The sequence below is a fragment of the Variovorax boronicumulans genome, from assembly GCF_009811375.1.
GTDB classification, from domain to species: domain Bacteria; phylum Pseudomonadota; class Gammaproteobacteria; order Burkholderiales; family Burkholderiaceae_C; genus Variovorax; species Variovorax boronicumulans.
This window is the reverse complement of the sequence record NZ_BKDH01000001.1, coordinates 1,229,933-1,253,008: the sequence shown is the minus strand read 5'-3', so window position 1 is coordinate 1,253,008 and position 23,076 is coordinate 1,229,933. Positions and strand designations below refer to the sequence as shown.

Below are 23,076 nucleotides of genomic sequence, written 5' to 3'. Positions count from 1 at the left end.
TTGAAGCGTGCCTGGCTAGAAACCGCCGCGCCCGCCGCCGCAGATCAGCGTCTGGCCGGTGACGTAGTTCGACTCCGGAATGCAGAACATGTAGACCGAGCCCGCCGCTTCCTCGGGCGTGCCGGGGCGGCCCAGCGGAATCTCGCTGCTGGCGCGCTCGATGGTCTCGGGCCGCACGCCGATTCGGATCTCTTTGCCCTCGATCTGGATTGTCTTGGCCTCCTTCACGGGCTGCGTGAGCCGGGTGGCGATGAAGCCGAAGGCCACGCAGTTCACGTTGACCTTCATGCGGCCCCATTCCTTGGCCAGCGTCTTGGTCATGCCCACCAGGCCCGCCTTGGCCGCCGAGTAGTTGACCTGGCCCGTGCTGCCCTGCGTGCCCGAGATCGAGGAGATGTTCACCACCTTGCGAAACACCTCCTTGCCGTTCTCGGCCTCGGCCTTGCTCACTTCGCGGAAGTACGGCTGTGCGGCGCGCAGCACCTGGAACGGCGCCTTCAGGTGGCAGTCCAGGATCGCGTCCCACTGCTCATCGCTCATCTTCTGGATCACGTTGTCCCAGGTGTAGCCGGCGTTGTTGACGATGATGTCGATGGCGCCGAAGGCGTCGAGCGTCGCCTTGACGAAGTTGGTGCCGAAGTCCGGCGCGGTCACGCTGCTGGCGAACGCGACGGCCTGGCCGCCGGCGGCGCGGATCTCGGCCACCACCTCTTCGGCCGGTGCGGCGTCGAGGTCGTTGACCACCACCTTGGCGCCTTCATGGGCGAGCTTCAGCGCGATGCACCGGCCGATGCCGCGTCCTGCGCCGGTGACCATGGCCACTTTGCCTTCGAGATTTCTGTTCATGCTTGCTTTCTCCTGTGGATGAATTTCAAAGGGCGGCCACCACGGCTTCGCCGAGGATCTTCACGTCGCCGTTCTGGTTGGCGCACTGCACTTCGACACGCAGGCGCGGCTCGCCTTCGTGCTCGAAGCGCTCGGTCACGCGGCCGGTGCACAGCGGCACGTCGTGCACCTGCGTGATGCCGGTGAAGCGCACATGCAGGCGCCGCAGGCGCTCCTGCCCTGCCCAGTCCGAGACCAGCCGTCCCACGTAGGCGGCCGACAACATGCCGTGCGCGAACACGTCGTCCAGGCCGGCATTGCGGGCGAAGTCGATGTCGATGTGAATCGGGTTGTGGTCGCCCGAGGCGCCGGCATACAGCGCCAGCGTGGTGCGGGAGATCGCGGGCAGCTGCAGCGCGGGAATGCTGTCGCCCACCTGCAGGTCTTTCAGTGCCGGGGTCGTCATGTGGTCATGCCTGTGCGAGCTGGCGTTGCACGAGGGCCGTGCGCAGGTCGGCGATGTGCACGCCGTCCTGGTTGGTCACGCGGGTCTGCTTCACCAGGAACTCCAGCGCGCCGCCCTTCTTGTCGTAGACGTCGACGATCTTCGGCTCGTAGCTGAGGACATCGCCGGCATAGGCCTGTGCGTGGTACTCGTAGCTTTGCTCCGCATGCAGCAGGCGCTTGAGGTCGATGCGGGCCAGCTCCAGCAGCGCGCGCGTCTGGAACAGCCGGCCTTCCAGGCACGACAGGAAGGTGGGCGGCACGCGCAGCGCGCGGTGGCCGGCGTCGCGTGCGGCCGACGCATCGAGGTAGGTGGCATCGGTCTCGCCGATGGCCTGCGCGTACGAGCGCACGGCGCCCTCTTCGACGGTGAGGCTGCGCTTGCCGAGGGCGTGGCCGATCAGGTTGCGGTCGAGCATGTCGCGTCCCTGCTCAGTTGCGGCCGTACAGCGTCACCACGCAGGCGCCGCCCAGACCCAGGTTGTGCTGCAGCGCGAGCGTCACGCCGTCCACCTGCCGCTGGTCGGCCGTGCCGCGCAGCTGGTGCGTCAGCTCGTAGCACTGCGCGAGACCCGTTGCGCCCAGCGGATGGCCCTTGGACAACAGGCCGCCCGACGGATTGGTCACCACCCGCCCGCCGTAGGTGTTGTCGCCGTCCTCGACGAACTTCTCGCCCTCGCCCACCGGGCACAGGCCCAGCGCCTCGTAGGTCAGCAGTTCGTTCTGGGCAAAGCAGTCGTGCAGCTCGCAGACGCGGATGTCCGCGGGGTCGACGCCGGCCTTCTCGTAGACCTTGTTCGCCGCCGCCTGTGCCATGTGGAAGCCGGCGTAGCTGATCATCGAGGGCGGATCGAAGGAGGCGACCGGGTCGGTGGTCATCGCCTGCGCCAGGATCTGCACGTCGCTGCGCAGGCCATGCTTCTTCGCGAACTTCTCGGACACGATCAGCGCGGCGGCCGCGCCGCAGGTCGGCGGGCAGGCCATCAGGCGCGTCATCACGCCGGGCCACATCACTTTGTCGTTCATCACGTCCTCGGTGCTGAGGACGTTCTTGAAGATCGCCAGCGGATTGGCGGCAGCATGCCGGCTGGCCTTGGCGCGAATGGCGGCAAAGGTCTGCATCTTCGTGCCGTACTTCTGCATGTGCTCGCGGCCCGCGCCGCCGAAGGTGCGCAGGGCCTGCGGCAGCTCGGGCACGTCGGCCGTGAGGTCGCTCACGATGTGCGAGACGCGGGCCCGCGTGCGCGGCCGGTCGTCCCAGTGCGACTTGAGCGCGCCGGCCTGCATCTGCTCGAAGCCCAGCGCCAACACGCAGTCGGCGTCGCCCAGCGCCACGGCCTGGCGTGCCAGGTACAGCGCGGTCGAGCCGGTCGAGCAGTTGTTGTTGACATTGACGACCGGAATGCCAGTGAGCCCGACCTCATACAGCGCCGTCTGCCCGCAGGTCGAGTCGCCGTACACGTAGCCCACGTACGCCTGCTGCACCAGCTCGTAGCCGATGCCGGCATCGGCCAGCGCGCGGCGCACCGCGTCGGCGCCCATGTCGGTGTAGCTCGGACTCGCGCCGGGCTTGGCAAACGGGATCATGCCGACACCGCCGACCAGGACTTTTTCACTCATGGTTTCTCCAGTTCAGTAAGGGGGAAGAAGGAAGGAAAGTTGCAGGCAGCGCGGTGCCTACAGCTTGCGTGCGATGAGGTCGCGCATGACCTCGTTGGCGCCGCCCACCACGCGCGAGACGCGGTAGTCGGTGAAGGCGCGTGCGATGGGGTACTCCAGCATGTAGCCGTAGCCGCCGTGCAGCTGCACCATGTCGTCCAGGCACTTCCACAGCGCCTCGGTGGCGTACATCTTGGCGATGGCGGCCTCCTGCACGCTGAGCTTGCGGCGCAGGTGTTCGCCCAGGTAGTAGTCGACCAGCGTGCGCACGGCCACCGACTGCGCCTTGACGTCGGCCAGCTTGAACTTCGTGTTCTGGAAGTCCCACACGGTCTGGTTGAAGGCGCGGCGGTCCTTCACGTACTCGAGCGTGAGGCCGAGCAGGCGCTCCAGCGCAACAGCGGCATACAGAGCGATGATCAGGCGCTCCTGCGCCAGCTCCTGCATGAGGTAGGCGAAGCCCTGGTTCTCTTCGCCTAGGCGATTGGCCACGGGAACGCGCACGTTGTCGAAGAACAGTTCGGCGGTGTCGGCCGCGGGCTGGCCCACCTTGTCGAGCTTGCGGCCGCGGCGAAAACCCGCGCGGTCGGCTTCGACCATGATCAGGCTCACGCCCTTGGCGCCGGCGGCCGGAGCGGTCTTGCACACCAGCAGCACCATGTCGCAGCTCAGGCCGTTGCTGATGAAGATCTTGCTGCCGTTGATGACGTAGTCGTCGCCGTCGCGCACGGCGGTGGTACGGATCGCCTTCACGTCGGAGCCGCCGCCTGGCTCGGTGATGCCCACCGCCAGGATCTGCTCGCCGCGGCAGATGCCGGGCAGCCATTGCTGCTTCTGCGCTTCGGTGCCCAGGCGCACGATGTACGGCGCAATGATGTCGGAGTGCAGCGAGAACCCCGCGCCCGACACACCCGCACGGTGCACCTCTTCGAGGACCACCGCCGCATGGCCGAAGTCGCCGCCACCGCCGCCGTATTCGGCCGGCACCGTCACGCACAGCAGGCCTTCGCGTCCGGCCTTGAGCCAGGTCTCGCGGTCGATCCGGCCGGCCTGATCCCACGCCGCCTGGCGAGGCACGCACTCGCGTTCAAAGAAACGCTGTGCGCTGGGCCTGAGCATTTCGTGGTCTTCGCGAAAGACCGTGCGATTCACATCCACTGGGAGCTCCTCTCGATGCGTCTGTTGATGGAACTTCGGCGTTGGGGAAACCGGTCGCCTTGGGGTTCATGATCGCCACTCGCAGCGCAAGATTCACTAGCCGTAATGGCGAGTCGGCGCACGCATTCAGTCCATCTTTGCCCCGGAGATCCGCACGAGCTTCTCGATGACCGGCCCGCTGGCTTCGAAGCCTTCGCGCGCCTCCTTGGCGCTGTTGCCAACGCCGATCAGGCCGAAGACCTGGAACCGCGCCCTGAGCTGCACGGTTTGAATGGCCGCCCTCGCCTCCTTCTCCAGGCGGGCGAGCACGGGCGCCGGGGTGCCCGCGGCCACCATCATGGTCAGCCCGCCGATGATCTTGAACTCCGGGTCGCGAAAGCCGGCCTCGATCAGCGTCGGCACGCCCGGCAGGTCGTCGAGCCGCTGCTCGCCCACCACGGCCAGCGGCCGCAACTGGCCGCTCGTGAAGTGCGGCGACAGGGAGCCGGCCGTGGCGAAGGCCCAGGGGATGTGCCCGCCGATGAGGTCCTGGATCATGGGCGCCTCGCCCTTGTAGGGCACATGCGACATGCCGAGTTGCCGTGACTCGGCGAGGTAGGAGCTCATCAGGTGCCCGGACGAGCCCACGCCATAGGAGCCGTAGCTGACCTTGCCCTTGTTGGACCTGGCCCATGCAATGAACTCCGTCATGTTCCTGGCAGGCACATCCTTGTGCACCGCCAGCACCAGGCTCGCATCGCAGATGTGCGTCACGAAGGCGAGGTCCCGACGCACGTCGTAGGGCACCTTCGAGAACGTGTGGTGCGCGTAGTAGATGGGCGTGGTGTGCGTCACCAGCAGCGTGTAGCCATCGGCGGGCGCACGCGCGACGAGCTGCGTGGCCAGCATGCCCGACGCGCCGGGCTTGTTGTCGACGACGATGACCTGCCCCAGCGCCTTGCCCATCGCGTCGGCCAGCGAGCGTGCAATGGCATCCGACGCGCCGCCGGCCGGCGCGGGCACGACCATGGTGATGGAACGGGTCGGAAAGCCCTGGGCGAAGCCCGGAGCGCTGCACGCCAGGGCGGCGGCGAGCACGAAGGTCTGGATGCGGTGCATGGCGGGTTCCTCGCCGGACGCACGGTCCGGACAGATGGCAAGACGGACAGGTCGAACGCGAAAGGGCCGCCGCCGCGCTACTCCGGCTGAAGGCCCGTGGTCGTGATGTAGTGCTTCCAGCGCGCCTGGTCTTCGCGGATGGCCTTCGTGAACTCAGCCGAGGCCGCCGGGTAGGCCGCCGTGCCGCGCCGCGTGAAATGCGCCTGGGCTTCAGGCGACGCGACGAACTCCACGGCCAGCAGCGAGAGCTTGTCCACGATGGGCCGCGGCGTGCCGGCCGGCGCGAACAGGCCCAGCCAGCTCGTCAGGGTGGCATCGCCCAGGCCCAGCTCGCCCAGCGTGGGCACATCGGGCAGCGCCGCAACGCGCACCGGGCTCGACACCGCCAGTGCCCGGAGCTTGCCGCCTTCCACCTGCGGCACGGCCTGCGACACCTCCAGCATCGCGTAGTCGATGGTGCCGGCGAGCAGGTCGGGCAGCATGCCCGACGAGCTCTTGTAGGGCACGTCCAGCGCCTGGACCTTCGCCAGGCCGTTGATCGCCGCGGTCATGACCTTGTAGCCCGATGTGCTGGTGCCATAGCTGAGCTTTCCGGGATGGGCGCGCGCGGCCGCCAGCAAGGCGTCCAGGCTGCGGTACGGCGACGTGGCCGGCACCGTCACCACGATGGGGACCACGGACATGCGCGCAATCGGCAGCAGGTCCTTGTTCGCGTCGTAGGGCAGGCTCTTGAACATGTAGGGGTTGGCGGCCACGGCGCTGGCCACCGCCAGCAGCAGCGTGTAGCCGTCGGGTGTCGCCTTGGCCACGTGGTCCGATGCCAGGATGCTGTTGGCGCCGGGCCGGTTCTCCACATAGAACGACTTGCCGGTCTTGTCGCTGAGGTACTTGGCGGCCAGCCGGGTGAAGTCGTCGACCCCGGTGCCCGCGCCGCTGACCGACACGATGCGCACCGGCCGGTCGGGATAGGCCGCGGGCTGCGCCGTCGCCGATGCGGCAAGGCCCAGCAAGGCCCCCCACAGGCTGAGCCGCAGGACCCGCCGGTGCAGGGTGGTGGCATCTTGCGAGTGCGTGAACATGGTCTTGTCTCCTGGTGAAAGTCGGAAAGCCGCAACGACGGGAACCGTCTGAAAAACTCAATGCCTGCCGTACAGCGTGACCACGCAGGCGCCGCCCAGGCCCAGGTTGTGCTGCAGCGCCAGCCGCGCACCCTCGACCTGGCGTCGGTCCGCCGTGCCGCGCAGCTGGTGCGTCAGCTCGTAGCACTGCGCCAGGCCGGTGGCGCCCAGCGGATGGCCCTTGCACAGCAGGCCGCCGGAGGGATTCGTGACGACACGGCCGCCGTAGGTGTTGTCGCCGTCCAGCACGAACTGCTCGGCACCGCCTTCGGGGCACAGGCCCAGCGATTCGTAGCTCAGCAGTTCGTTGTGCGCGAAGCAGTCGTGCAGTTCGACCACCGGGATGTCCCGCGGATCGACGCCGGCCTGCTCGTAGACCGCACGCGAGGCGCGCTGAGCCATGTAGCTGCCGACGAAGCCTTTCATGGTCGGCGGCTCGAAGGACTCCTGCGGGTCCGTGACCATGGCCTGTGCCAGGATCGCGACGTCGGTGCGCAGGCCGTGCCGCCGCGCGAACGCGGGCGAGCAGACGACCGCGGCGGCCGCGCCGCAGGTGGGCGGGCAGGCCATCATGCGGGTCATCACGCCCTCCCACATGACCTGGTCGTTCATGACGTCTTCGGTCGTCACGACCTTCCTGAACAGCGCCAGCGGGTTGTTCGCCGCATGGCGGCTGGCCTTGGCGCGGATCGCGGCGAAGGTGGACATCCGGGTGCCGTACTGGCGCATGTGCTCGCGGCCGGCGCCGCCGAAGGTCACCAGGTTGCGCGGGATCTCGCCGGCATCGCCGCACAGCGCGTCCTGGATCGGCAGCACGTCGCCGCGCGGGATCGGGCGATCCGGAAAGTTGGAACGCGTGGCCCCCGGCTGCATCTGCTCGAAACCCAGCGCCAGCGCGCACTCGACCTGTCCGCTCTGCACCGCGGCGCGTGCCAGGTAGAGGGCGCTGGAGCCGGTGGCGCAGGCGTTGTTGACGTTGAACACCGGAAGGGCCGTGCGGCCCACGCGGTACAGCACGCCCTGCCCGCAACTGGTGTCGCCATAGACATAGCCCGCGAAGGCCATCTGCAACTGGCCGTAGCCGATGCCGGCGTCAGCCAACGCCAGGCGCACGGCATCGCTGCCCATCTCCAGGTAGTTGGGGCCTGCGCCGGGCTTGGTGAAAGGCACCATGCCGACGCCGGCGACCAAAACGTTGTCAGTCATGCGCTTGTTCCTTCGCGATTCAGGAGGTGGACCGCCCGGCCGCCATGCGGTCCCAGTCGTAGCGGAAGGCGCCGTCGCGCGCGAAGTCGGCCACGGCCTGGGCGTGATAAGGCGTCTGCATGGCCACGGCCTGCGCGCTGGCCTCGGCCGTGAACATCGCGGCGCAGTCGGTCTCGAAACTTCGGTTGACCAGGTTCTTGGTCATGCCGGCCGCCTCGCGCGGGCCTGCGCACAGGCGCTGCGCGAACGCCCTCGCCTCGGCCTGCAACGCATCGTCCGCATGGACCGCATGCACGAGGCCCCAGGCCTGCGCCTCCTCGGCCCCCAAGCGGCGCGCCGTCAGCATGAGCTCCTTCGCGCGGGACAGGCCCACGATGCGCGGCAGCGTGTGCAGCAGGCCGAAGTCGGGCACGGCACCCAGGCGCGCGAACGAGGCGCAGAACACCGCGCGTGTCGACGCGAGCACGAAGTCCGCCTGCAATGCCAGGCCGAAGCCCGCGCCGTAGGCCGGCCCGTCGACCGCGGCGACCACCGGCACCTCGAGTTCGCGCAGGCGGGTCAGCCACTGGTGCGCCTTGCGCAGCCGGCTGCGCATGTAGTCCGCCGTCGCCACGCTCGGATCGGTCAGCCGTTCGCGCATGAACTTGACGTCGCCGCCGGCCGAGAAACTGCCGTCCGAGCCGGTGATCAGCAGCACGCGGATCTCGCGGTCGCTCTCGACGCGCGCGATCACGTCGACGTAGTCCATCTGCAGTTCGGTCGACAGCGCATTGCGCAGCGCCGGGCGCTGATGACTGAGTTCGGCGATACCGCCCTCGATGCGCAACTGCGACGCACGCAGGGTTTCGGTGGTGTCGTTCATGTCTGTGGTTCCTGGTTCAGTTCAGGCCTGGCATAGCGCTCGCGCAGCGCGCGCTTGTAAAGCTTTCCGGTAGGAAGGCGCGGCATCTCGTCGATGAAGTCCACCGAGCGCGGCAGCATGTAGCTCGCGACCTTGCCGCGCAGGAAGGCGATGAGCGCTTCGGCCAAGGCCGGCGTGGGCGCCACGCCGGGCGCGGGCTCGATGACGGCCTTCACGGCCTCGCCCATCTCGGCGTCGGGCACGCCGATCACGGCGGCGTCCTGCACGCTGGGGTGCAGGGCCAGCGCATCCTCGATGGCCTGCGGGTAGATGTTCACCCCGCCCGAAATGATCATGTAGAAGAGCCGGTCGGTCAGGTACAGGTAGCCGTCCGTGTCGAGGTGGCCGATGTCGCCGATCGCGGTCCAGTTCGGGTGCCGTGGATGCTGGGCCGCGCGGGTCTTGCCGGGGTCGCGGTGATAGTGAAAGGGCAGCTTGTCGCGCTCGAAATAGATCAGTCCGTCCTGGCCCGCCGCGAGCTCGTTGCCGTCGTCGTCGCAGATGCGCAGCACGCCCAGCACGGCACGGCCCACCGAGCCGGGGTGCGCGAGCGCTTCCCGGCTGTCGATGGAGGTCAGGCCGTTGCCCTCGCTGCCGCCGTAGTACTCCACCACGATCGGGCCCCACCAGTCGATCATGCGGCGCTTGACCTCGGCAGGGCACGGCGCCGCGGCATGGATGGCCACGCGGTGGCTGGACAGGTCGAAGGCTTCGCGGGATGCGTCCGGCAGCTTCAGCAACCGGATGAACATGGTCGGCACCCACTGGCTGTGGGTGACGCGGTAACGCTCGATCAGCGCCAGCGACTCGACCGCATCGAACTTGGGCATGAACACCACGGTGCCGCCGAAGAAGTGCGTGTTGGTCGCATAGGACAGCGGGGCTGCGTGGTACAGCGGCGCCGTCGACAGGTAGACCGAACCGGCGTCGAACTTGTACCGGTGCATCATCATCAGGCGCGGGTCGGCCACGTCGTCGTCGAAGCGCGCACGGGCCGCCGCGCGCACGATGCCCTTGGGTCGGCCCGTCGTGCCGGAGCTGTACAGCAGCGTGCCGCCCACCCACTCCTCGGCCAGCCGCTTCGCCGGCGCGCCGGCCACGGCCTGCTCGTAGGACTCCCACCCGGGAATGACGCCGTCGATCATCAGCCGCCGCGCGCAGTGCGGCGTGGTGCCGGCCAGCTCGGCCGCGACACCGGCCATCGCGACCGAGGAGACCAGCACCTGCGCACCGCTGTCCTCCACGATGTAAGCCACCTCCCCCGCTGTGAGGAACCGGTTGACCGCCGTCAGCAGCAGCCCCGAGCGAAAGGCGGCCCAGGCGACCTCGAAGCAGCGCATGTGGTTCTCCAGCAGCATTGCGATGCAATCGCCGCGGCGCAGGCCCTGGGCGTACAGCACCTGTGCGAGCCGGTTGGAGCGTTCGTCCAGTTCGCGGTAGCTGAGGCGTTCGCCGCTGCTGCCGTTGATGACGGCGGGCTTGTCCGGCGTCAGGGCGGCAAAGTCTCCAAGGTAGTTCGCCGTTTTCATGCGGTGCCTCCTGGGGCGGACCGGTGTCCGCAGTCCTTGTTCATGTCACGCGTTCGACGCATTCAGCTGGCCGCTCAGGTCGGCGTTCGGCGCCGCGCGCGCGACGAGGCCGGGCAGCACCTCGCCCAGCTCGGCGACGGTCCAGCGGCTGTCCTTCTGCACATGAGGGCCGGCACGCCACCCTTCGGCCACCGTGATGCGCCCGCCCTTGGCGCCGAACACCCGGCCGGTGACGGCGCCGGAATGCACGCTGCCCAGCCAGACGACCAGCGGCGCCACGTTCGCCGCGTCCAGCGGGTCGAACCCTGCGGCGCCGGCCGGTGCCTTGGGGTTGAGCTGGCCGCTCTTGAAAAGGTCTTCCGTGAGGCGGCTCATCGCGGTCGGGTAGATCGCATTGACCGTCGCGCCATAGCGCTCCAGCTCGCGCGATGCGACGATGGTCATGTTGGCGATGCCGGCCTTGGCCGCGCCATAGTTGGTCTGCCCGACGATGCCGTACAGGCCCGACGACGAACTGGTGTTGACGACGCGCGCCACGCGCGGGCGGCCGGCCTTGGCTTCTTCGCGCCAGTACGCGGCGGCATGGCGCATCGGTGCGAAGGTGCCGCGCAGGTGGACGCGGATCACGGCGTCGAAATCGTCGATGTCCATGTTCACGAGCGTCTTGTCGCGCAGGATGCCGGCGTTGTTGACCAGCACGTCGAGCCCGCCGAACGCGGTGATCGCGGACTGGATCAGCCGCTTGGCACCCTCCCAGTCGGACACGTCGTCGGTGTTGGCCACGGCCTCGCCGCCCATCGCGCGGATCTCGGCCACCACTTCCTGCGCGGGGCCGTTCATGGCGCCCGTGCCGTCGGGCCTGGCGCCCAGGTCGTTGACGACCACCTTCGCGCCCTGGCGCGCGAACTCCAATGCGTATTCGCGGCCGAGGCCGCGGCCGGCACCGGTGATGACGACCACGCGGTCCTTGCAGAGCTGTTGCATCTCCATTCCTTTCGTTTCGCTGGGATCGATGTGCCGGACCGGGCGGTCCGCAGCGGCAGTCGCCTGACAGGCGCTGTCGCGTGCATCGATGATGCGAAGCCGAAGGCCGCGAGCCACTAGCCGCGATGGCTAGCCGGTGTTCAGTGCGGCCTGGGGGTTTCCCGGACCAGCGAGAGATCGCGCATGCGCGCGACCGCTTCGTCGCGCTCGGCGACGCCCAGCTTGCTGTAGATCTTGCGCAGATGCCACTTCACGGTGTGGGGCGTGACGCCCAGCACGCGGGCAATCTTCTTGTTGGGCATGGCCTGCGCCACGAGGTCGAGCACCTCGCGCTCGCGCTCGTTGAGCAGGTCGACGGCCACGCCTTCGGCTGCGGCGCTCTTGGCCATGCGGACAGCCGCGCGTGCGCGTCGCGTGGCCGCGGCCGCCTCCAGCAGCCGCCGCGCATAGAACGCAAGGACCGGGTCGAGCGCCGTATCCGCCAGCAGCGCATCGAGGAGCGACGGCACGTTCGCCGATACGTCCAGCAGGCTGCGCACGAGACCGAGCCGATGGCCCAGCCGCAAGGCTTCGATCGCCTGCTCACGCGCGGGCCGCTGGTTGCCGCGCCCCGACTCCGCGATGGCCAGTTGCAGCCGGAGGGCCGCCAGGATGCGCAAGCGGCCGGCCGATTCGGTGCAGGCCACGAGGGGCTTCAGGCAATCGACGGCGCCGTCGAAGTCGTTCCAGTGCAGGCACATGTCGGCACGCGCACGCTCGGTGATGCGCCAGGTTTCGGCGGCCGTGCCCTTGCCCGCATCGGCATGGCGCACGTTCAGCACCTTGATCCGCTCGAACACCTGGTCGGCCTGCGCGGTCTCGCCTTGCTTGAGATACAGGCGCAGGCGCAGGACCAGCGCATGCGCGAGCAGGCGGTCCAGGCTGTGGCGCACGGCGTAGTCCTCCAGGTGATCGAGATGGTCGAGCGCTTCGAGGCGGCGGCCCGCGAGCCAGTGCGCGCACGCCAGGACGACGAAGGCGCGCAGCACCGCATCGGGAATCGAGGCGCGCTCCAGCACCTCGATGCGAGGCTCGAGCAGGCTGCAGGCGGCCTCGAGTTCGTTCCACTCGTAGAGCACGTCGCTTTGCAGGCCCGCGGCCATGCTGGCCACGCCGATGCGGGCGGCGCCGTGTCCTTGCGCCTCCTGCAGGACCGCGCGGAACAGGTGCTCCGCTTCAGTCATGCGGCCTTCGAGCGCAAAGCTCATGCCGGCGAGGCAGCGCGCGATCAGGCCGCGCCCGGTCGAGGTGCCGTGCTGCTGCGCGGCCTCTTCCAGCAGCGCGCGGGCCTCGGCGTAGGCATCGCGGTACATGTGCATCCAGGCCAGCAGGTGGTTGCGCCCGGCGAAGATGGCCTGCGCGTCGTCGGGAATGGCTTCGAGTTGCGGCGCGATCGCCAGCAGGGTCTCGGTGTCGTCGCGCTGAAGGGCCAGGCCGCCGCGCAGCAGCGTGAGACCCCGGCGCTGCAGTGCGTCCAGCGTGTCGAATTCCGCCTCCAGCTGCGAGATGCTGCCCTCCAGCGCTTCGATGTCGCGCGCATACAGGCGCAGGTAGGCCGCCACGAGCCGCAGCCCGAAGCGCGCCTGCACCTGGGCCATCGGCAGCCGCCGCATGAGGCCGCCCAGCGAGGTCAGTTCGCCCCGGGCCAGCAGGTCGGACGCGCAGGCCTCCACGATGTCGGCTGCCGCGTGCGCATCGCCCGCCAGCACCGCATGGCGCACGGCTTCGTCGAAGTGCCCGTGCGCCTCGAACCAGCGCCAGGCCGCGCCGTGCAGCGCACCGCGTTCGTCGCCCGGCAGCCTTTCCAGGCGCGCCAGCAGGATCTCGCGCAGCAGCGGATGCACGCGATACCAGGTCTCGCGGTCGTGGCTGCTGACCTGGCTGATGAACAGGTTCTCGCTATCGAGGCGCGCCAGCCGCAACGCCATGTCCGCACCAGCGTGCGGCAGCACCAGCAACGCGGCGCACAGGGAGGCGCAGAAACGGTTGCACAGGGCCAGCCGCGTGAGCAGCGCCAGCTCATCGGGCGGCAGGTGCGCCAGCACTTCGCCTTCGAAGTAGCTGGCAAAGGCCTGCGCGTCGCGCACCTGCACCCGGGCATACGGGGCGCCGCGCTTGGCCTGCATGTCGACCACGAACAGCTGCAGGCCGGCCACCCAGCCATCGGTGAGCTCGTGCAGCACCTGCACGTCGCGCTTGTCGACGCTGGCCAGCTGCTCGCGCAGGAAGCGCTCGGTTTCCTCGGCGGTGAAGCGCAGGTCGCGCAGGTCGAACTCGCTCACGAGGCCCTGGGAGCGCAGCCGCGCGAACGACAACGGCAAGGCGGTGCGCGAGGCGAAGGCCAGGTGCAGCCGCGGCGGTGCGTAGTCGAGCAGCCATTGCAGCACCTGGAAGATGCGCGCGTCCTCCAGGTGCTGCAGGTCGTCGAGCATCAGCACCAGCTCCCGCGAGCGCGACGAGATGGCCTGCACGACCGTGATCACGGCGTGCTCGAGCGCCGACTCGTCGCTGTCCCGCCCCATCAGCAGCGCCGCCTCGCGCACCGCCTCGGGATCGACCTCGCCGATGCTGGCCAGCAGGCAGTCGAAGAAGCGTGTCGGCTCGCAGTCTTCGGCGGACAGCGACAGCCAGGCGACGTCGAAGTCCAGCGCCAGCAGGGCCTGCCGCCAGGCCACCAGGGTGCTGGTCTTGCCGCTGCCCGCGGGCCCCTGCACGACCACGCAGCGCTGGCGCCGGGCCTCCAGCAGCCGCGCCTGCAAGGCGTCGCGCGGCACCAGCCGGCGCGACGGACGTGGCGGAAGCAGCTTGGTGCTGGCGACCGGTTCGATCCTGCGCTCCGGCACCGTCGCAAGGCTGGGGTTCAAGGATTCATCCATGGACACGAAGGAAGAGACTCCCCGCAGTATGGAGCGCCGATGCGCAAGTCAGCGTCGCGCGGTGCGCCATTCGGCGGCGATGGCGGCGAGGTCGGCGTCCGGCAACTCCTGCGGCGCCCTGGGCATGGCGAGCACGGTGCGGCTGAAGCGCGGCGCCGGGGCCGGCTGCACCACGCCCTCGACCTCGACGAAGGTGCCGCGCGCCTTCATGTGCGCATGCTGCGGCGCCTCGGCAAAGGACAGCACCGGCGCAAAGCAGACATCGCTGCCTTCGAGCAGATCGCACCACTGTTGCCGCGTGCGCGACTTGAAGCGCTGCGCGATCTGCACCTTGGCCTGTGCCCATGCGCCGCGGTCGTGCTGGTCGCCGAGCGCTGCGGCATCGAGGTCCAGCTTCTGCAGCAGCTGCGCATAGAAGCGCGCCTCGATCGGGCCGACCGAGATCCAGCCGCCGTCCTGGCATTCGTAGACCTCGTAGAACGGCGCGCCGGTGTCCAGGATGTTGGTGCCGCGCCGCTCGTCCCACAAGCCCGCAGCATGCAGGCCGTAGAAGGAGGTGGCCAGCGAGGCCGCGCCGTCGACGATGGCGGCATCGACGATCTGGCCCTGGCCGGAGCCGCGCGCTTCCAGCAGCGCCGCCAGCACGCCCATCACCAGGTAGAGCGCGCCGCCGCCCATGTCGCCGGCCAGGGCCAGGGGAATCGAAGGCGCCTGGTCCTTGCGGCCGATGGCGTTCAGCGCACCGGTGAGCGCGAGGTAGTTCACGTCGTGGCCCGCGGCGTGCGCGAGCGGGCCGGTCTGGCCCCAGCCTGTCATGCGGCCGTACACGAGACGTGCATTGCGCGCAAGGCAGGTTTCCGGCCCGAGCCCGAGGCGCTCCGCCACGCCGGGCCTGAACCCCTCGATCAGCACGTCGGCGTTCTCCACGAGCTCGAGCACCTGCGCGACGGCTGCGGGCTGCTTGAGGTCGAGCATCGCGCATTGGCGGTTGCGCAGCAGCAGGTTGTATTTGGCCGGGCGCTTGACGCCCAGGTCGGCCGCCTCGGTGCGATCGATGCGCAGCACCGTGGCGCCCAGGTCGGCCAGCAGCATGCAGGCCATGGGGCCCGGGCCGATGCCGGCGAGCTCGACGATCCTGATTCCTTGCAAGGGTCCCATTCGCTTGTCTCCTTCGATGCGTGGCGACTGCCGGCCACGCGGATTGGTGAAAACTCAGGCCAGGGCCGGCGCGGCCAAGCGCAGCCGGACGAAATCGAACAGCCCGTCGGGCTGCGCGAGCAGGGCCTCGCCAAGCAGGCGCGCACATTGCGTCTCCGTGCCCGGCACGGCCCGCCACTCATGCAGGCGGCGCGTGTACAGGCCGAGCACGTGTTCCTCGGTGATGCCGATGGCACCGAACACGGCGTGCGCGATGGCGCAGACGCTGCGCGCCGCCTCGCAGGCCCGCAGCTTCGCGGTGGCCGCCAGCAACGGATCGGGTTGCACGCCAGCAGCGCTGCATCCCAGTCGTGCGGCCAGCGTGGCCGAATGCGCCTGCTCGCCCAGCACGCTGAGTTCCTGCTGCACGGCCTGGAACTGCGCGATCGGCCGGCCGAACTGCTTGCGGTCGCGCGCGTAGTCGGTCACCAGTTCGAGCACGCGCGCCATGGCGCCCGCCATGCCTGCGGCGTGAAGTGCGTTGCAAAGCGCCACGGCATCGGCTGCGCCCGCATCGAAGCGCGCCACGGCGAGATCGGGTGTGTGCCACTGCAGGGTGGCCGAAGCCTGCGGGCGCCATGCACCCGGCGTGGCCGTTGCACGATCGCGCGGCAACAGCAGCCATTCGCCTTGCCAGCTCACGAGCACCTGCTGCGCGAGCGCGCCGCCGGGCACGTCGCGGCAAACGATGGAACCCGCGTCGCCGGGAACACCCGGCGCGATCGCGATGGGGCCGGCGCCGCGCCGCTCGCCATGCCCCGCCGCCGCCAGCAGTGCGCGCGCGACGGCGGTCTCGCCGAAGGGAAGCCCGAGCCCGGCCTTGCCCGCGGCGAACACGAGCGCGAACAGCTCGCGCAGCGACAGGCCTGCGCCGCCCTGCGCTTCCGCCACGAGTGCATCGGTGTAGCCGAGCGCATCGATGGCCTGCCACAGCGCGTCGGTGGGCGCGCCGGCTTCGACGGTGCGCAAGGTGTCGTCCGTGCACAGCGCGCGCAGCGGGCGTTCGAAATCGTCAAGGAGTGTGTCGTCCATCATGTGTCCTTGTGTGCGGCGCTGCTAGCGAACGCCCAGCCCGCGGGCGATGATGCCGCGCATGATCTGGCGCGTGCCGCCGCGCAGGGAAAAGCTGGGGGCCAGTTGCGTCACGTAGGCCAGGGTTTGCAGCAGGCCGGCCGATGGCACCGGATGGCCGGGCGCGTCGAAGGCTTCCTCGATCCATCCGGGTATCGCCTGTTCGAACTCGGTGCCCAGGTCTTTCACCAGCGAGGCCTCGAACGCGGGATCGAGCCCACGGCCCAACTGCTCCGCCACGGCCAGCGACATCGCGCGCAGCATCGCCATGCGCGCGGCGATGCGCCCCGCGATGACCTGCACGCCGGCAGCCGGCGCCGGGCCCTGGCGCAGTTCGGCGAGCCAGGCTTCGGCGAGCACCAAGCTGGAGTAGATGCGCTCGGGTCCGCTGCGCTCGAAGGCCAGTTCGGCCGTCACCTGTTGCCAGCCCGCGCCCTCTTCGCCGACCAGCGCATCGGCCGGCAGCTCGACATCCTCGAAGAGCACCTCGCAGAAGTGTCCGTCACCGCTGAGATCGCGGATCGGCCGCACGGTGATGCCGGGCAGCGTCAGGTCGACCAGCAACTGCGACAGGCCCTTGTGCCGGTCTTCCGACGTGCCCGAGGTGCGGACCAGCGTGCACATGTAGTGCGCGCGGTGCGCATTGGTCGTCCAGATCTTGCGGCCGTTCAGGCGCCAGCCGGTGGCGGTGGGCACGGCGCGCGAGCGGACACCGGCCAGGTCGGAGCCGGTGTCGGGCTCGCTCATGCCGATGCTGGTGAAGAGTTCGCCGCGCGCGATGCGCGGCACGAAGAACGCGCGCTGCGCCTCGCTGCCGTAGCGCAGGATCAGCGGCGCGGTCTGCCGGTCCGCGATCCAGTGGGCCGAGACGGGTGCGCCCGCGGCGAGCAGTTCTTCCAGCAGCACGAAGCGCGCGAAGCTGCTGCGCCCGGCGCCGCCATAGGCCTGGGGCAGCGTCAGGCCGATCCAGCCCTGACGCCCGAGCGCGCGGCTGAAGTCGGCGTCGAACCCCATCCAGGAGCGCGCCCGCACGGCCGGCGCAACGCCGTGCAGCGCCGACTGCAGGAAGGCGCGCACCGGCGCGCGCAGGGCTTCGTCCTCCGGTGGAATCGCGACCAGCGAAAACGATTGCAGGGTGTTCAATGGTGTGTCCTCACAGATGCTTCATCGGGTTTTGCCCGCTTCGTTCGGGTGGGTGCAAGCGCCATAATCCGCGTGGCTCCTGCACCGTTTGGCAGCCGCAGCGGGCCACCCGTTACTGCCGCAATCACCGAGACATTCGCCCCCATGGAGCTTCGCCAACTGCGGCAGGTCGTCGTCCTGTCGGAGACGCTCAACTTTCACCGCGCCGCAGAGCGGCTGCACATGGCGCAGCCGCCGCTGTCCACCTCGATCAAGAAGCTCGAGGAAGAACTCGGCGTGCTCCTGTTCGACCGACTCTCCACCGGCCTGCGGCTCACGGCCGCCGGCGAAGCCGTGCTGCAGAACGCCAAGCGCGCACTCTTCTTCGTCGACGAGGTCCGCCGCGCGGCCCGCGACGGTGTGGCGGGCGAAGAGGGCCTGCTGCGCATCGGCTTCGTCGGCTCGGCCACCTATTCGCTGATGCCGCAGATCGTGCGCAGCTTTCACCGCCAGTACCCGCGCGTGGACCTGGAGATCGAGGAATCGACCACCACCGATCTGCTGCGGCGCATCGAAGACCACTCGCTCGACCTCGCGCTGGTGCGCTATCCGGTGCTGACGCCGACGGCCGCGGAACTCACGGTGCTGCAGCTGGACCACCTGGTGCTGGCCGTGAGCGCCGATTCGGCCTTCGCGCAGCGCAGCGAGATCGCCATCGCCGAGCTGGAGGGCGAGCCCTTCATCGCGTACTCGCGCACGCTGGTGCCCACCATGCACGTGCTGACCATGCAGGTGTTCCAGGATGCCGGCGTGCAGCCGCGCATCACGCAGGAGGCGGTGCAGGTCCAGACGATCCTCGGCCTGGTGGAAAGCGGCCTCGGCATGGCGCTGGTGCCGGCGGTGGTGCAGCGCTACGCCAGCAACGGCGTGCGCCTGATCCCGCTGACCGACATGCCCTCCAAGTACACCGTGGGCATCGCGATGGCCACGCTGCCCGACGCCTTGACGCCGGCCGCACGCAATTTCATCGCGGTGGCGCATGCTGCTGTCCAGCCTTCTGCAACGCAGCCACCGGCTCAGTCTTCGTAGCCGATGTTGGCGGTCTTCACGATGCGCCGGGTCTTCTCGATCTCGGCCCGCTGAAACTCGCCGAAGGCCTGCGGCGCGCCGTAGAACACCGCCCCGCCCTGCAGGGTGATGAAGGTCCTGGCCTCGTCGCTGTCCATCAGCTCCTTGATGGCCTGTGACGCCCGGGTGAGCACGGGCTCGGGCACGCCCGCGGGAAAGAACACGCCGGTCCAGGCATACGACTCGTAGCCGGGCGTTCCGCTCTCGCTCACGGTCGGCACCTGCGGCAGTTCCTTGATGCGTTCGTTGGCGGCGACGGCCAGCGCACGCACCTTGCCGCCGCGCAGCAGCGGCATCACCGCGCTGACCTCCGCCATCGTGTAGTCGATGTTGCCGCCGGCCAGGTCGGTCATGGCCGCCGAGGTGCCCTTGTAGGGCACGGCCGTGGCCTTGATCTGGTTGCGCTCGTGCAGCAGTTCGAGCGCGACGCGGTAGGTGGCGGTGCCGCTGCCGAAGTTGAGCTTGCCCGGCGCCTGGCGCGCAGCCACCACCAGGTCTTGCAGGGTCTTGAAGGGCGAGCTGGCGGGCACGACCAGCACCATCGGAAAGCGGGCGATGCGCGCCAGCGGCTGGAAGTCTTTCACCGCGTCGTAAGGCAACTGCCGGAACACGGCCACGTTGGTCACCATCGGCGAGTTGCTGGCGACGAACATCGTGTAGCCGTCGGCCGGTGCGGTGGCCACGGCGCGCGCGGCAATGAAGCTGTCGGCGCCGGGCCGGTTGTCGACGAGGAAAGGCTGGCCGAGTTTTTCGCTCAGGTGCCGGGCCAGGAAGCGCGCGGTGGTGTCGGCGCCACTGCCGGGCGGCAGCGACACGATGATCTTGACGGGCTTGTCCGGATACCCGGCCGCGGTCGCCAGCGCGGCGGCGCAACCCAATGAAAGCGCCAGCAGCCAGCGCGCGAGGAAAGGGGTCTTCATGTCTCTGGTTCCTTGTCGTTGTTGTCCGGCCTGCCAATCGCGGGTCCGATGCCTGTCTTCTTATTCGGCCTCGATGCCCGCGGCCTGCACCGCGCCGGCCCAGCGCTTGAGCTCCGCGCGCAGGTAGGCGCCGAACTGCTCGGGCGTGGAAGCCTGGAGCAGCACGCCCTGCGGCTCGAACTGGCCGCGCAGGCCCGGGTCGGCCACCACCTTGTTGACGGCTTCGTTGAGCGTCTTGACGATGGCCGGCGGCGTGCCCTTGGCCACCAGCAAGCCGTGCCAGGTGGGTGCATCGAAGCCCGGGATCAGCGACTCGCCCAGCGCCGGCACGCCGGGCAGCACGCCGATGCGCGCCTTGCCGGCCACAGCCAACGCGCGCACGCGGCCATCGCGGATGAAGGGCAGCGACGAGTTCACGGCGTCGAGCAGGAACTGGGTCTGTCCGCTCATGAGGTCTGCCATGGCGGGTGCGGTGCCCTTGTAGGGCACATGCATCGCATCGAGCTTCAGGGCCTGCAGGAACAGCGCGACACCCAGGTGCGTGACGTTGCCCTGCCCGCCCGAGCCGTAGGCGAGCTTGCCGGGCCGCGCCTTCATGTACTGCACGAACTCCTCGATGTTGGCGACGGGCAAGCTCGGGCTTGCCATGAGCACGGTCGGGATCAGCGCGGGCAGCGCCACGGGCACGAGATCGCGCAGCGTGTCGTAGGGCAGGTTCTTGTGCAGCGCCGGGCTGATGGCCAGGCCCGACGAGTGGTACAGCACCGTGTAGCCGTCCGGTGCCGAGCGGGCCACGAACTCGGTCGCGATGTTGCCGCTGGCGCCGGTGCGGTTGTCGACGACCACCGGCTGCCCCAGCAGTTGCGAGAGCCTGAACCCGATGGCGCGTGCCACGACGTCGGTGGGTCCGCCCGCAGCGTAAGGCAGCACCAGACGGATCGGCTTCTGCGGCCAGGCTTTGGGTTCATCGGCCGCGCGGGCCAGGGGCATCGCTGCGAGCGCACCCGCAGCGGCAAGGATGTGGCGCCGTTGAAAGGACATGTTCATTCCCCGCTGTCAGGTGCGTTCCGCGGCACGGGCCTTCGCCGCATCGAGAAAAGCATCGAGTGCGGACTCGTGCGCGGCGGTGTGGTGGGCCAGCGCCTGGAAGCCCGCCGACATCTCCAGCACCGTGTCGAGCCGCGCATGCTGTGCTTCGCGCAGCAGCCGCTTGGTCATGCGCAGGGCGTGCGACGGATTGCTGGCGATGCGCTGCGCGAGCCGCAATGCGGTGGGCATCAGCGCATCGGGCTCGACCACATCGGAGACCAGCCCCCATTGCAGGGCCTGCGCGGCATCGATGGGATCGCCGGTGAAGGCCATCTCGCAGGCGCGCGACATGCCGACCGCCCGGGGCAGCAGCCACGCGCCGCCGTCACCCGGAATCAGCCCGAGCTTGACGAAGCTTTCGGCGAACACGGCCGTGCGGGACGCGATGCGGATGTCGCACATGCAGGCCAGATCGCTGCCCGCGCCGTAGGCCGGCCCGTTGACGGCCGCGATGGTCGGCACTTCGAGGTTGCACAACGCCAGCGGCAGGCGCTGGATGCCGTCGCGGTAGGCATAGCGGCTGTGCACCGCTTCGCCGAGCCCGCTGCCGATGGTGTCGCGCAAGGTCTTCAGGTTGCCGCCCGACGAGAACGCCGTGCCCGCACCGGTCAGCACCACGGCGCGCACGGACAGGTCGCGGTTGACGGTGTCGCACAGCGCGATCAGCGACTCGACGGCATCTGCGTCGGACAGTGCATTGCGGGTCTGCGGACGGTTCATCGTCACCACGGCCACGCCGCCGTCGCGTTCGATCTTGAGGAAGTCTTCCATGTCAGTGCGCCTTCTTTTCGTCTGCCGGCTTCATGCGCATCATGCGCAGCGGCGTGTAGGTGAGGACGGTCTTGCCATCCTGGTTGAGAACCGAATTGCGGGTGCGCACGAGGCCGCGTCCCGGCTTGGCGGTGGGGCGTCGCTCGATCACTTCGCATTCGACATGGATCGTGTCGCCCACGAAGGTCGGCGCGGCGATGTCGAGCTCTGCATTCAGGAACGCGAGGCCCGTGCCCTGCATGGACGGCGTGATCAGCCCCTCGGCAAAGGCATGGACCAGCGCACCCGGCACCACCCGGCCCGCAATCGCCATGTGCGCCCGGTCGCTGGTGTCGGTGAACAGTTCTTCGTTCAGCCAGCTCAGGTTGATGAAGCTCACGAGGTCCGCCTCGGTCACGGTGCGGGCACGGGAACGAAAGCGCATGCCTGTTGGCAGTTCGTCGAAATGGAAGCCGGTGTTCAGCTGGATCAAGGGTGCGCTCCGTTCAGGTCCATGCGATGGCGGTTCAGTCCGCTTCGGAAATCAGTTCGGCGGGCAACAAGGTGGCGCCCTGTGCGGCCAGTGCCTCGATCTGCGCCGCGCTGTAGCCGGCCTCGGCCAGCACCTCGGCGCTGTGCTCTCCGAGCCGGGGCGCCTGGCGCACCACCGTGGGGGGCGAATCGGACCACCGCGTCGCGATCGCCATGGCGCGCAGGCGCCCTTCGCTGGGGTGTTCCACGGTTTCGAAGAAGCCCACGGCCTTGAGATGCGGGTCGTCCATCAGCGACTCGAGGGTGTGCATTGGCATGACCGGGATGTCCGCGGCTTCGAGCCGTGCGGTCCAGTCGGCCGATGTGCGGGTCTTCATCACCTGGCCCACCAGCTGGTACAGCTCGCCGATGTTCTCGGTGCGCCGGCCGATGGTGCTGAAGCGCGGATCGGCCTCCATCTCCTGCGACTTGCCGATCAGGCCGAAGAAGGTCTTCCACTGCTTGTCGTTGTAGATCAGCACGCACAGATGGCCGTCCAGCGTGGCATAGGGACGGCGGTGCTCGTTGAGCAGCCGCGCATAGCCGGCAGGCCCGATCGGCGGCTCGAAGGTGCAGCCGCCCATGTGGTCGCCGAGAACGAACTGCGCCATGGTCTCGAACATGGGCACGTCGATCGATTGCCCCCTGCCCGTGCGCTCGCGGTGGAAGAGCCCCGCCGACACGGCGTTGGCCGCGCTCATGCCCACGATGCGGTCGACCATGGCACTGGGCACGTAGCGCGGCACGTCGGCGCCCGCGCGCACGCCCAAGGTGGGAATCGCGGCCGCGCCCTGGATCAGGTCGTCATAGGCGGGCTTGGCCGCATAGGGCCCGTCTTGCCCATAGCCGTACACGCCGACATACAGGATGCGCGGATTGACGGCAGCAATGGCGGCGTAATCCAGCCCCAGGCGCGCCATGGCCTGCGGCCGGACGTTGTAGATGAGCACGTCGGCATCGGCGGCGAGCCGCAACAGCGCCTCGCGGCCATCGGGTTGCTTGAGGTCCAGCACCACGCTGCGCTTGCTGCGATTGGCGTGCAGGAAGATGCCGCCCATGCCGGGATGGCGGCCGGGCCCGATGTCGCGCACCGTGTCGCCGCCGGGCGACTCGATCTTGATGACGTCGGCGCCCAGGTCGCCGAGGATCTGGGTGGCATAGGGCCCCATCAGCACCGCGGTCATGTCGATGATGCGCACACCGTCGAGAGGTCCGCTCATGGGGCCCCCTGGCTTTTCGAAGCCGGTAGCGCAGTGCGCGAAAGGAAGCGACCCGCCGCTTCTGTCCTTGTGTCCATTCGGTCTCCCGTGTCGTTGGAACGATGCTAGGGGAACCGGTGTTGGCCGTGAAATACCGTCTTCATGTCGGGCG

21 protein-coding genes are annotated in these 23,076 nt (G+C 69.1%); 1 reads left to right on the top strand and 20 read right to left on the bottom strand.

Annotation, left to right across the window (positions count from 1 at the left end; genetic code table 11):
* Positions 1-15 precede the first annotated feature (15 nt).
* From VHAB30_RS05770 to VHAB30_RS05700, 15 genes are all read right to left on the bottom strand, one after another.
* Entirely contained in the window at positions 16-846 is an 831-nt protein-coding gene (locus tag VHAB30_RS05770) for an SDR family NAD(P)-dependent oxidoreductase (protein ID WP_062474014.1), read from the bottom strand.
* A gap of 25 nt (positions 847-871) precedes the next feature.
* The gene (locus VHAB30_RS05765) at positions 872-1,291 is read right to left on the bottom strand and encodes a MaoC family dehydratase (RefSeq protein WP_159276134.1); all 420 of its coding nucleotides are present in this window, start codon (positions 1,289-1,291) and stop codon (positions 872-874) included.
* A gap of 4 nt (positions 1,292-1,295) precedes the next feature.
* Entirely contained in the window at positions 1,296-1,748 is a 453-nt protein-coding gene (locus tag VHAB30_RS05760) for a MaoC family dehydratase N-terminal domain-containing protein (protein WP_159276133.1), read from the bottom strand.
* Between the two features lie 13 nt (positions 1,749-1,761).
* Complete coding sequence (locus tag VHAB30_RS05755) at positions 1,762-2,949, bottom strand: lipid-transfer protein (RefSeq protein WP_159276132.1); 1,188 nt, start codon at positions 2,947-2,949, stop codon at positions 1,762-1,764.
* Between the two features lie 57 nt (positions 2,950-3,006).
* Positions 3,007-4,146 carry an acyl-CoA dehydrogenase family protein gene (locus VHAB30_RS05750; RefSeq protein WP_159276131.1) on the bottom strand — a complete coding sequence of 380 codons (1,140 nt, stop codon included), beginning with the start codon at positions 4,144-4,146 and terminating at the stop codon, positions 3,007-3,009.
* Positions 4,147-4,272: 126 nt separating this feature from the next.
* Positions 4,273-5,244 (bottom strand): Bug family tripartite tricarboxylate transporter substrate binding protein, encoded by a 972-nt coding sequence (locus VHAB30_RS05745; RefSeq protein WP_159276130.1) that lies wholly within the window; start codon positions 5,242-5,244, stop codon positions 4,273-4,275.
* Positions 5,245-5,321: 77 nt separating this feature from the next.
* Entirely contained in the window at positions 5,322-6,323 is a 1,002-nt protein-coding gene (locus VHAB30_RS05740; protein WP_159276129.1) for a Bug family tripartite tricarboxylate transporter substrate binding protein, read from the bottom strand.
* 57 nt (positions 6,324-6,380) lie between these two features.
* On the bottom strand, positions 6,381-7,568 hold the full coding sequence (locus VHAB30_RS05735) for a lipid-transfer protein (RefSeq protein ID WP_159276128.1): 1,188 nt from the start codon (positions 7,566-7,568) through the stop codon (positions 6,381-6,383).
* 19 nt (positions 7,569-7,587) lie between these two features.
* The gene (locus tag VHAB30_RS05730; RefSeq protein WP_159276127.1) at positions 7,588-8,430 is read right to left on the bottom strand and encodes an enoyl-CoA hydratase/isomerase family protein; all 843 of its coding nucleotides are present in this window, start codon (positions 8,428-8,430) and stop codon (positions 7,588-7,590) included.
* The gene (locus VHAB30_RS05725; RefSeq protein WP_159276126.1) at positions 8,427-9,998 is read right to left on the bottom strand and encodes an acyl-CoA synthetase; all 1,572 of its coding nucleotides are present in this window, start codon (positions 9,996-9,998) and stop codon (positions 8,427-8,429) included. The genes VHAB30_RS05730 and VHAB30_RS05725 overlap by 4 nt, the downstream gene beginning before the upstream one ends.
* A gap of 45 nt (positions 9,999-10,043) precedes the next feature.
* Positions 10,044-10,982, bottom strand: a complete 939-nt coding sequence (locus VHAB30_RS05720; protein ID WP_159276125.1) for an SDR family oxidoreductase — start codon at positions 10,980-10,982, stop codon at positions 10,044-10,046.
* Positions 10,983-11,122: 140 nt separating this feature from the next.
* A complete protein-coding gene (locus VHAB30_RS05715; protein ID WP_159276124.1) occupies positions 11,123-13,885 on the bottom strand; it encodes a LuxR C-terminal-related transcriptional regulator in 2,763 nt (920 codons plus the stop codon).
* A 60-nt stretch (positions 13,886-13,945) separates the two neighbouring features.
* Complete coding sequence (locus VHAB30_RS05710; protein ID WP_159276123.1) at positions 13,946-15,055, bottom strand: CaiB/BaiF CoA transferase family protein; 1,110 nt, start codon at positions 15,053-15,055, stop codon at positions 13,946-13,948.
* 54 nt (positions 15,056-15,109) lie between these two features.
* Positions 15,110-16,126, bottom strand: a complete 1,017-nt coding sequence (locus tag VHAB30_RS05705) for an acyl-CoA dehydrogenase family protein (protein WP_159276122.1) — start codon at positions 16,124-16,126, stop codon at positions 15,110-15,112.
* Between the two features lie 24 nt (positions 16,127-16,150).
* Entirely contained in the window at positions 16,151-17,308 is a 1,158-nt protein-coding gene (locus tag VHAB30_RS05700) for an acyl-CoA dehydrogenase family protein (RefSeq protein WP_159276121.1), read from the bottom strand.
* A 144-nt stretch (positions 17,309-17,452) separates the two neighbouring features.
* Between VHAB30_RS05700 and VHAB30_RS05695 the strand changes: the two genes are divergently transcribed.
* Positions 17,453-18,376 (top strand): LysR family transcriptional regulator, encoded by a 924-nt coding sequence (locus tag VHAB30_RS05695; protein ID WP_062474040.1) that lies wholly within the window; start codon positions 17,453-17,455, stop codon positions 18,374-18,376.
* On the opposite strand, the gene VHAB30_RS05690 is transcribed toward VHAB30_RS05695, so the two are convergent.
* From VHAB30_RS05690 to VHAB30_RS05670, 5 genes are all read right to left on the bottom strand, one after another.
* A complete protein-coding gene (locus VHAB30_RS05690) occupies positions 18,364-19,335 on the bottom strand; it encodes a Bug family tripartite tricarboxylate transporter substrate binding protein (protein ID WP_159276120.1) in 972 nt (323 codons plus the stop codon). The two genes, VHAB30_RS05695 and VHAB30_RS05690, sit on opposite strands and share 13 nt — an antisense overlap.
* A gap of 60 nt (positions 19,336-19,395) precedes the next feature.
* Entirely contained in the window at positions 19,396-20,376 is a 981-nt protein-coding gene (locus tag VHAB30_RS05685; RefSeq protein ID WP_159276119.1) for a tripartite tricarboxylate transporter substrate binding protein, read from the bottom strand.
* Positions 20,377-20,391: 15 nt separating this feature from the next.
* Positions 20,392-21,195: a crotonase/enoyl-CoA hydratase family protein gene (locus VHAB30_RS05680; RefSeq protein ID WP_159276118.1), complete on the bottom strand. Its 804-nt coding sequence runs from the start codon at positions 21,193-21,195 to the stop codon at positions 20,392-20,394.
* A 1-nt stretch (position 21,196) separates the two neighbouring features.
* On the bottom strand, positions 21,197-21,619 hold the full coding sequence (locus VHAB30_RS05675) for a hotdog family protein (RefSeq protein ID WP_159278280.1): 423 nt from the start codon (positions 21,617-21,619) through the stop codon (positions 21,197-21,199).
* 82 nt (positions 21,620-21,701) lie between these two features.
* A complete protein-coding gene (locus tag VHAB30_RS05670) occupies positions 21,702-22,925 on the bottom strand; it encodes a CaiB/BaiF CoA transferase family protein (RefSeq protein ID WP_159276117.1) in 1,224 nt (407 codons plus the stop codon).
* Positions 22,926-23,076: the final 151 nt, after the last annotated feature.

What these genes read in the sequence shown, in the direction of transcription:
- VHAB30_RS05770 (WP_062474014.1), bottom strand. Translation starts at nt 846, where the DNA reads ATGAACAGAAATCTCGAAGGCAAAGTGGCCATGGTCACCGGCGCAGGA.
- VHAB30_RS05765 (WP_159276134.1), bottom strand. Translation starts at nt 1,291, where the DNA reads ATGACGACCCCGGCACTGAAAGACCTGCAGGTGGGCGACAGCATTCCC.
- VHAB30_RS05760 (WP_159276133.1), bottom strand. Translation starts at nt 1,748, where the DNA reads ATGCTCGACCGCAACCTGATCGGCCACGCCCTCGGCAAGCGCAGCCTC.
- VHAB30_RS05755 (WP_159276132.1), bottom strand. Translation starts at nt 2,949, where the DNA reads ATGAGTGAAAAAGTCCTGGTCGGCGGTGTCGGCATGATCCCGTTTGCC.
- VHAB30_RS05745 (WP_159276130.1), bottom strand. Translation starts at nt 5,244, where the DNA reads ATGCACCGCATCCAGACCTTCGTGCTCGCCGCCGCCCTGGCGTGCAGC.
- VHAB30_RS05740 (WP_159276129.1), bottom strand. Translation starts at nt 6,323, where the DNA reads ATGTTCACGCACTCGCAAGATGCCACCACCCTGCACCGGCGGGTCCTG.
- VHAB30_RS05735 (WP_159276128.1), bottom strand. Translation starts at nt 7,568, where the DNA reads ATGACTGACAACGTTTTGGTCGCCGGCGTCGGCATGGTGCCTTTCACC.
- VHAB30_RS05730 (WP_159276127.1), bottom strand. Translation starts at nt 8,430, where the DNA reads ATGAACGACACCACCGAAACCCTGCGTGCGTCGCAGTTGCGCATCGAG.
- VHAB30_RS05725 (WP_159276126.1), bottom strand. Translation starts at nt 9,998, where the DNA reads ATGAAAACGGCGAACTACCTTGGAGACTTTGCCGCCCTGACGCCGGAC.
- VHAB30_RS05720 (WP_159276125.1), bottom strand. Translation starts at nt 10,982, where the DNA reads ATGCAACAGCTCTGCAAGGACCGCGTGGTCGTCATCACCGGTGCCGGC.
- VHAB30_RS05710 (WP_159276123.1), bottom strand. Translation starts at nt 15,055, where the DNA reads ATGGGACCCTTGCAAGGAATCAGGATCGTCGAGCTCGCCGGCATCGGC.
- VHAB30_RS05705 (WP_159276122.1), bottom strand. Translation starts at nt 16,126, where the DNA reads ATGGACGACACACTCCTTGACGATTTCGAACGCCCGCTGCGCGCGCTG.
- VHAB30_RS05695 (WP_062474040.1), top strand. Translation starts at nt 17,453, where the DNA reads ATGGAGCTTCGCCAACTGCGGCAGGTCGTCGTCCTGTCGGAGACGCTC.
- VHAB30_RS05690 (WP_159276120.1), bottom strand. Translation starts at nt 19,335, where the DNA reads ATGAAGACCCCTTTCCTCGCGCGCTGGCTGCTGGCGCTTTCATTGGGT.
- VHAB30_RS05685 (WP_159276119.1), bottom strand. Translation starts at nt 20,376, where the DNA reads ATGTCCTTTCAACGGCGCCACATCCTTGCCGCTGCGGGTGCGCTCGCA.
- VHAB30_RS05680 (WP_159276118.1), bottom strand. Translation starts at nt 21,195, where the DNA reads ATGGAAGACTTCCTCAAGATCGAACGCGACGGCGGCGTGGCCGTGGTG.
- VHAB30_RS05675 (WP_159278280.1), bottom strand. Translation starts at nt 21,619, where the DNA reads ATGCGCTTTCGTTCCCGTGCCCGCACCGTGACCGAGGCGGACCTCGTG.
- VHAB30_RS05670 (WP_159276117.1), bottom strand. Translation starts at nt 22,925, where the DNA reads ATGAGCGGACCTCTCGACGGTGTGCGCATCATCGACATGACCGCGGTG.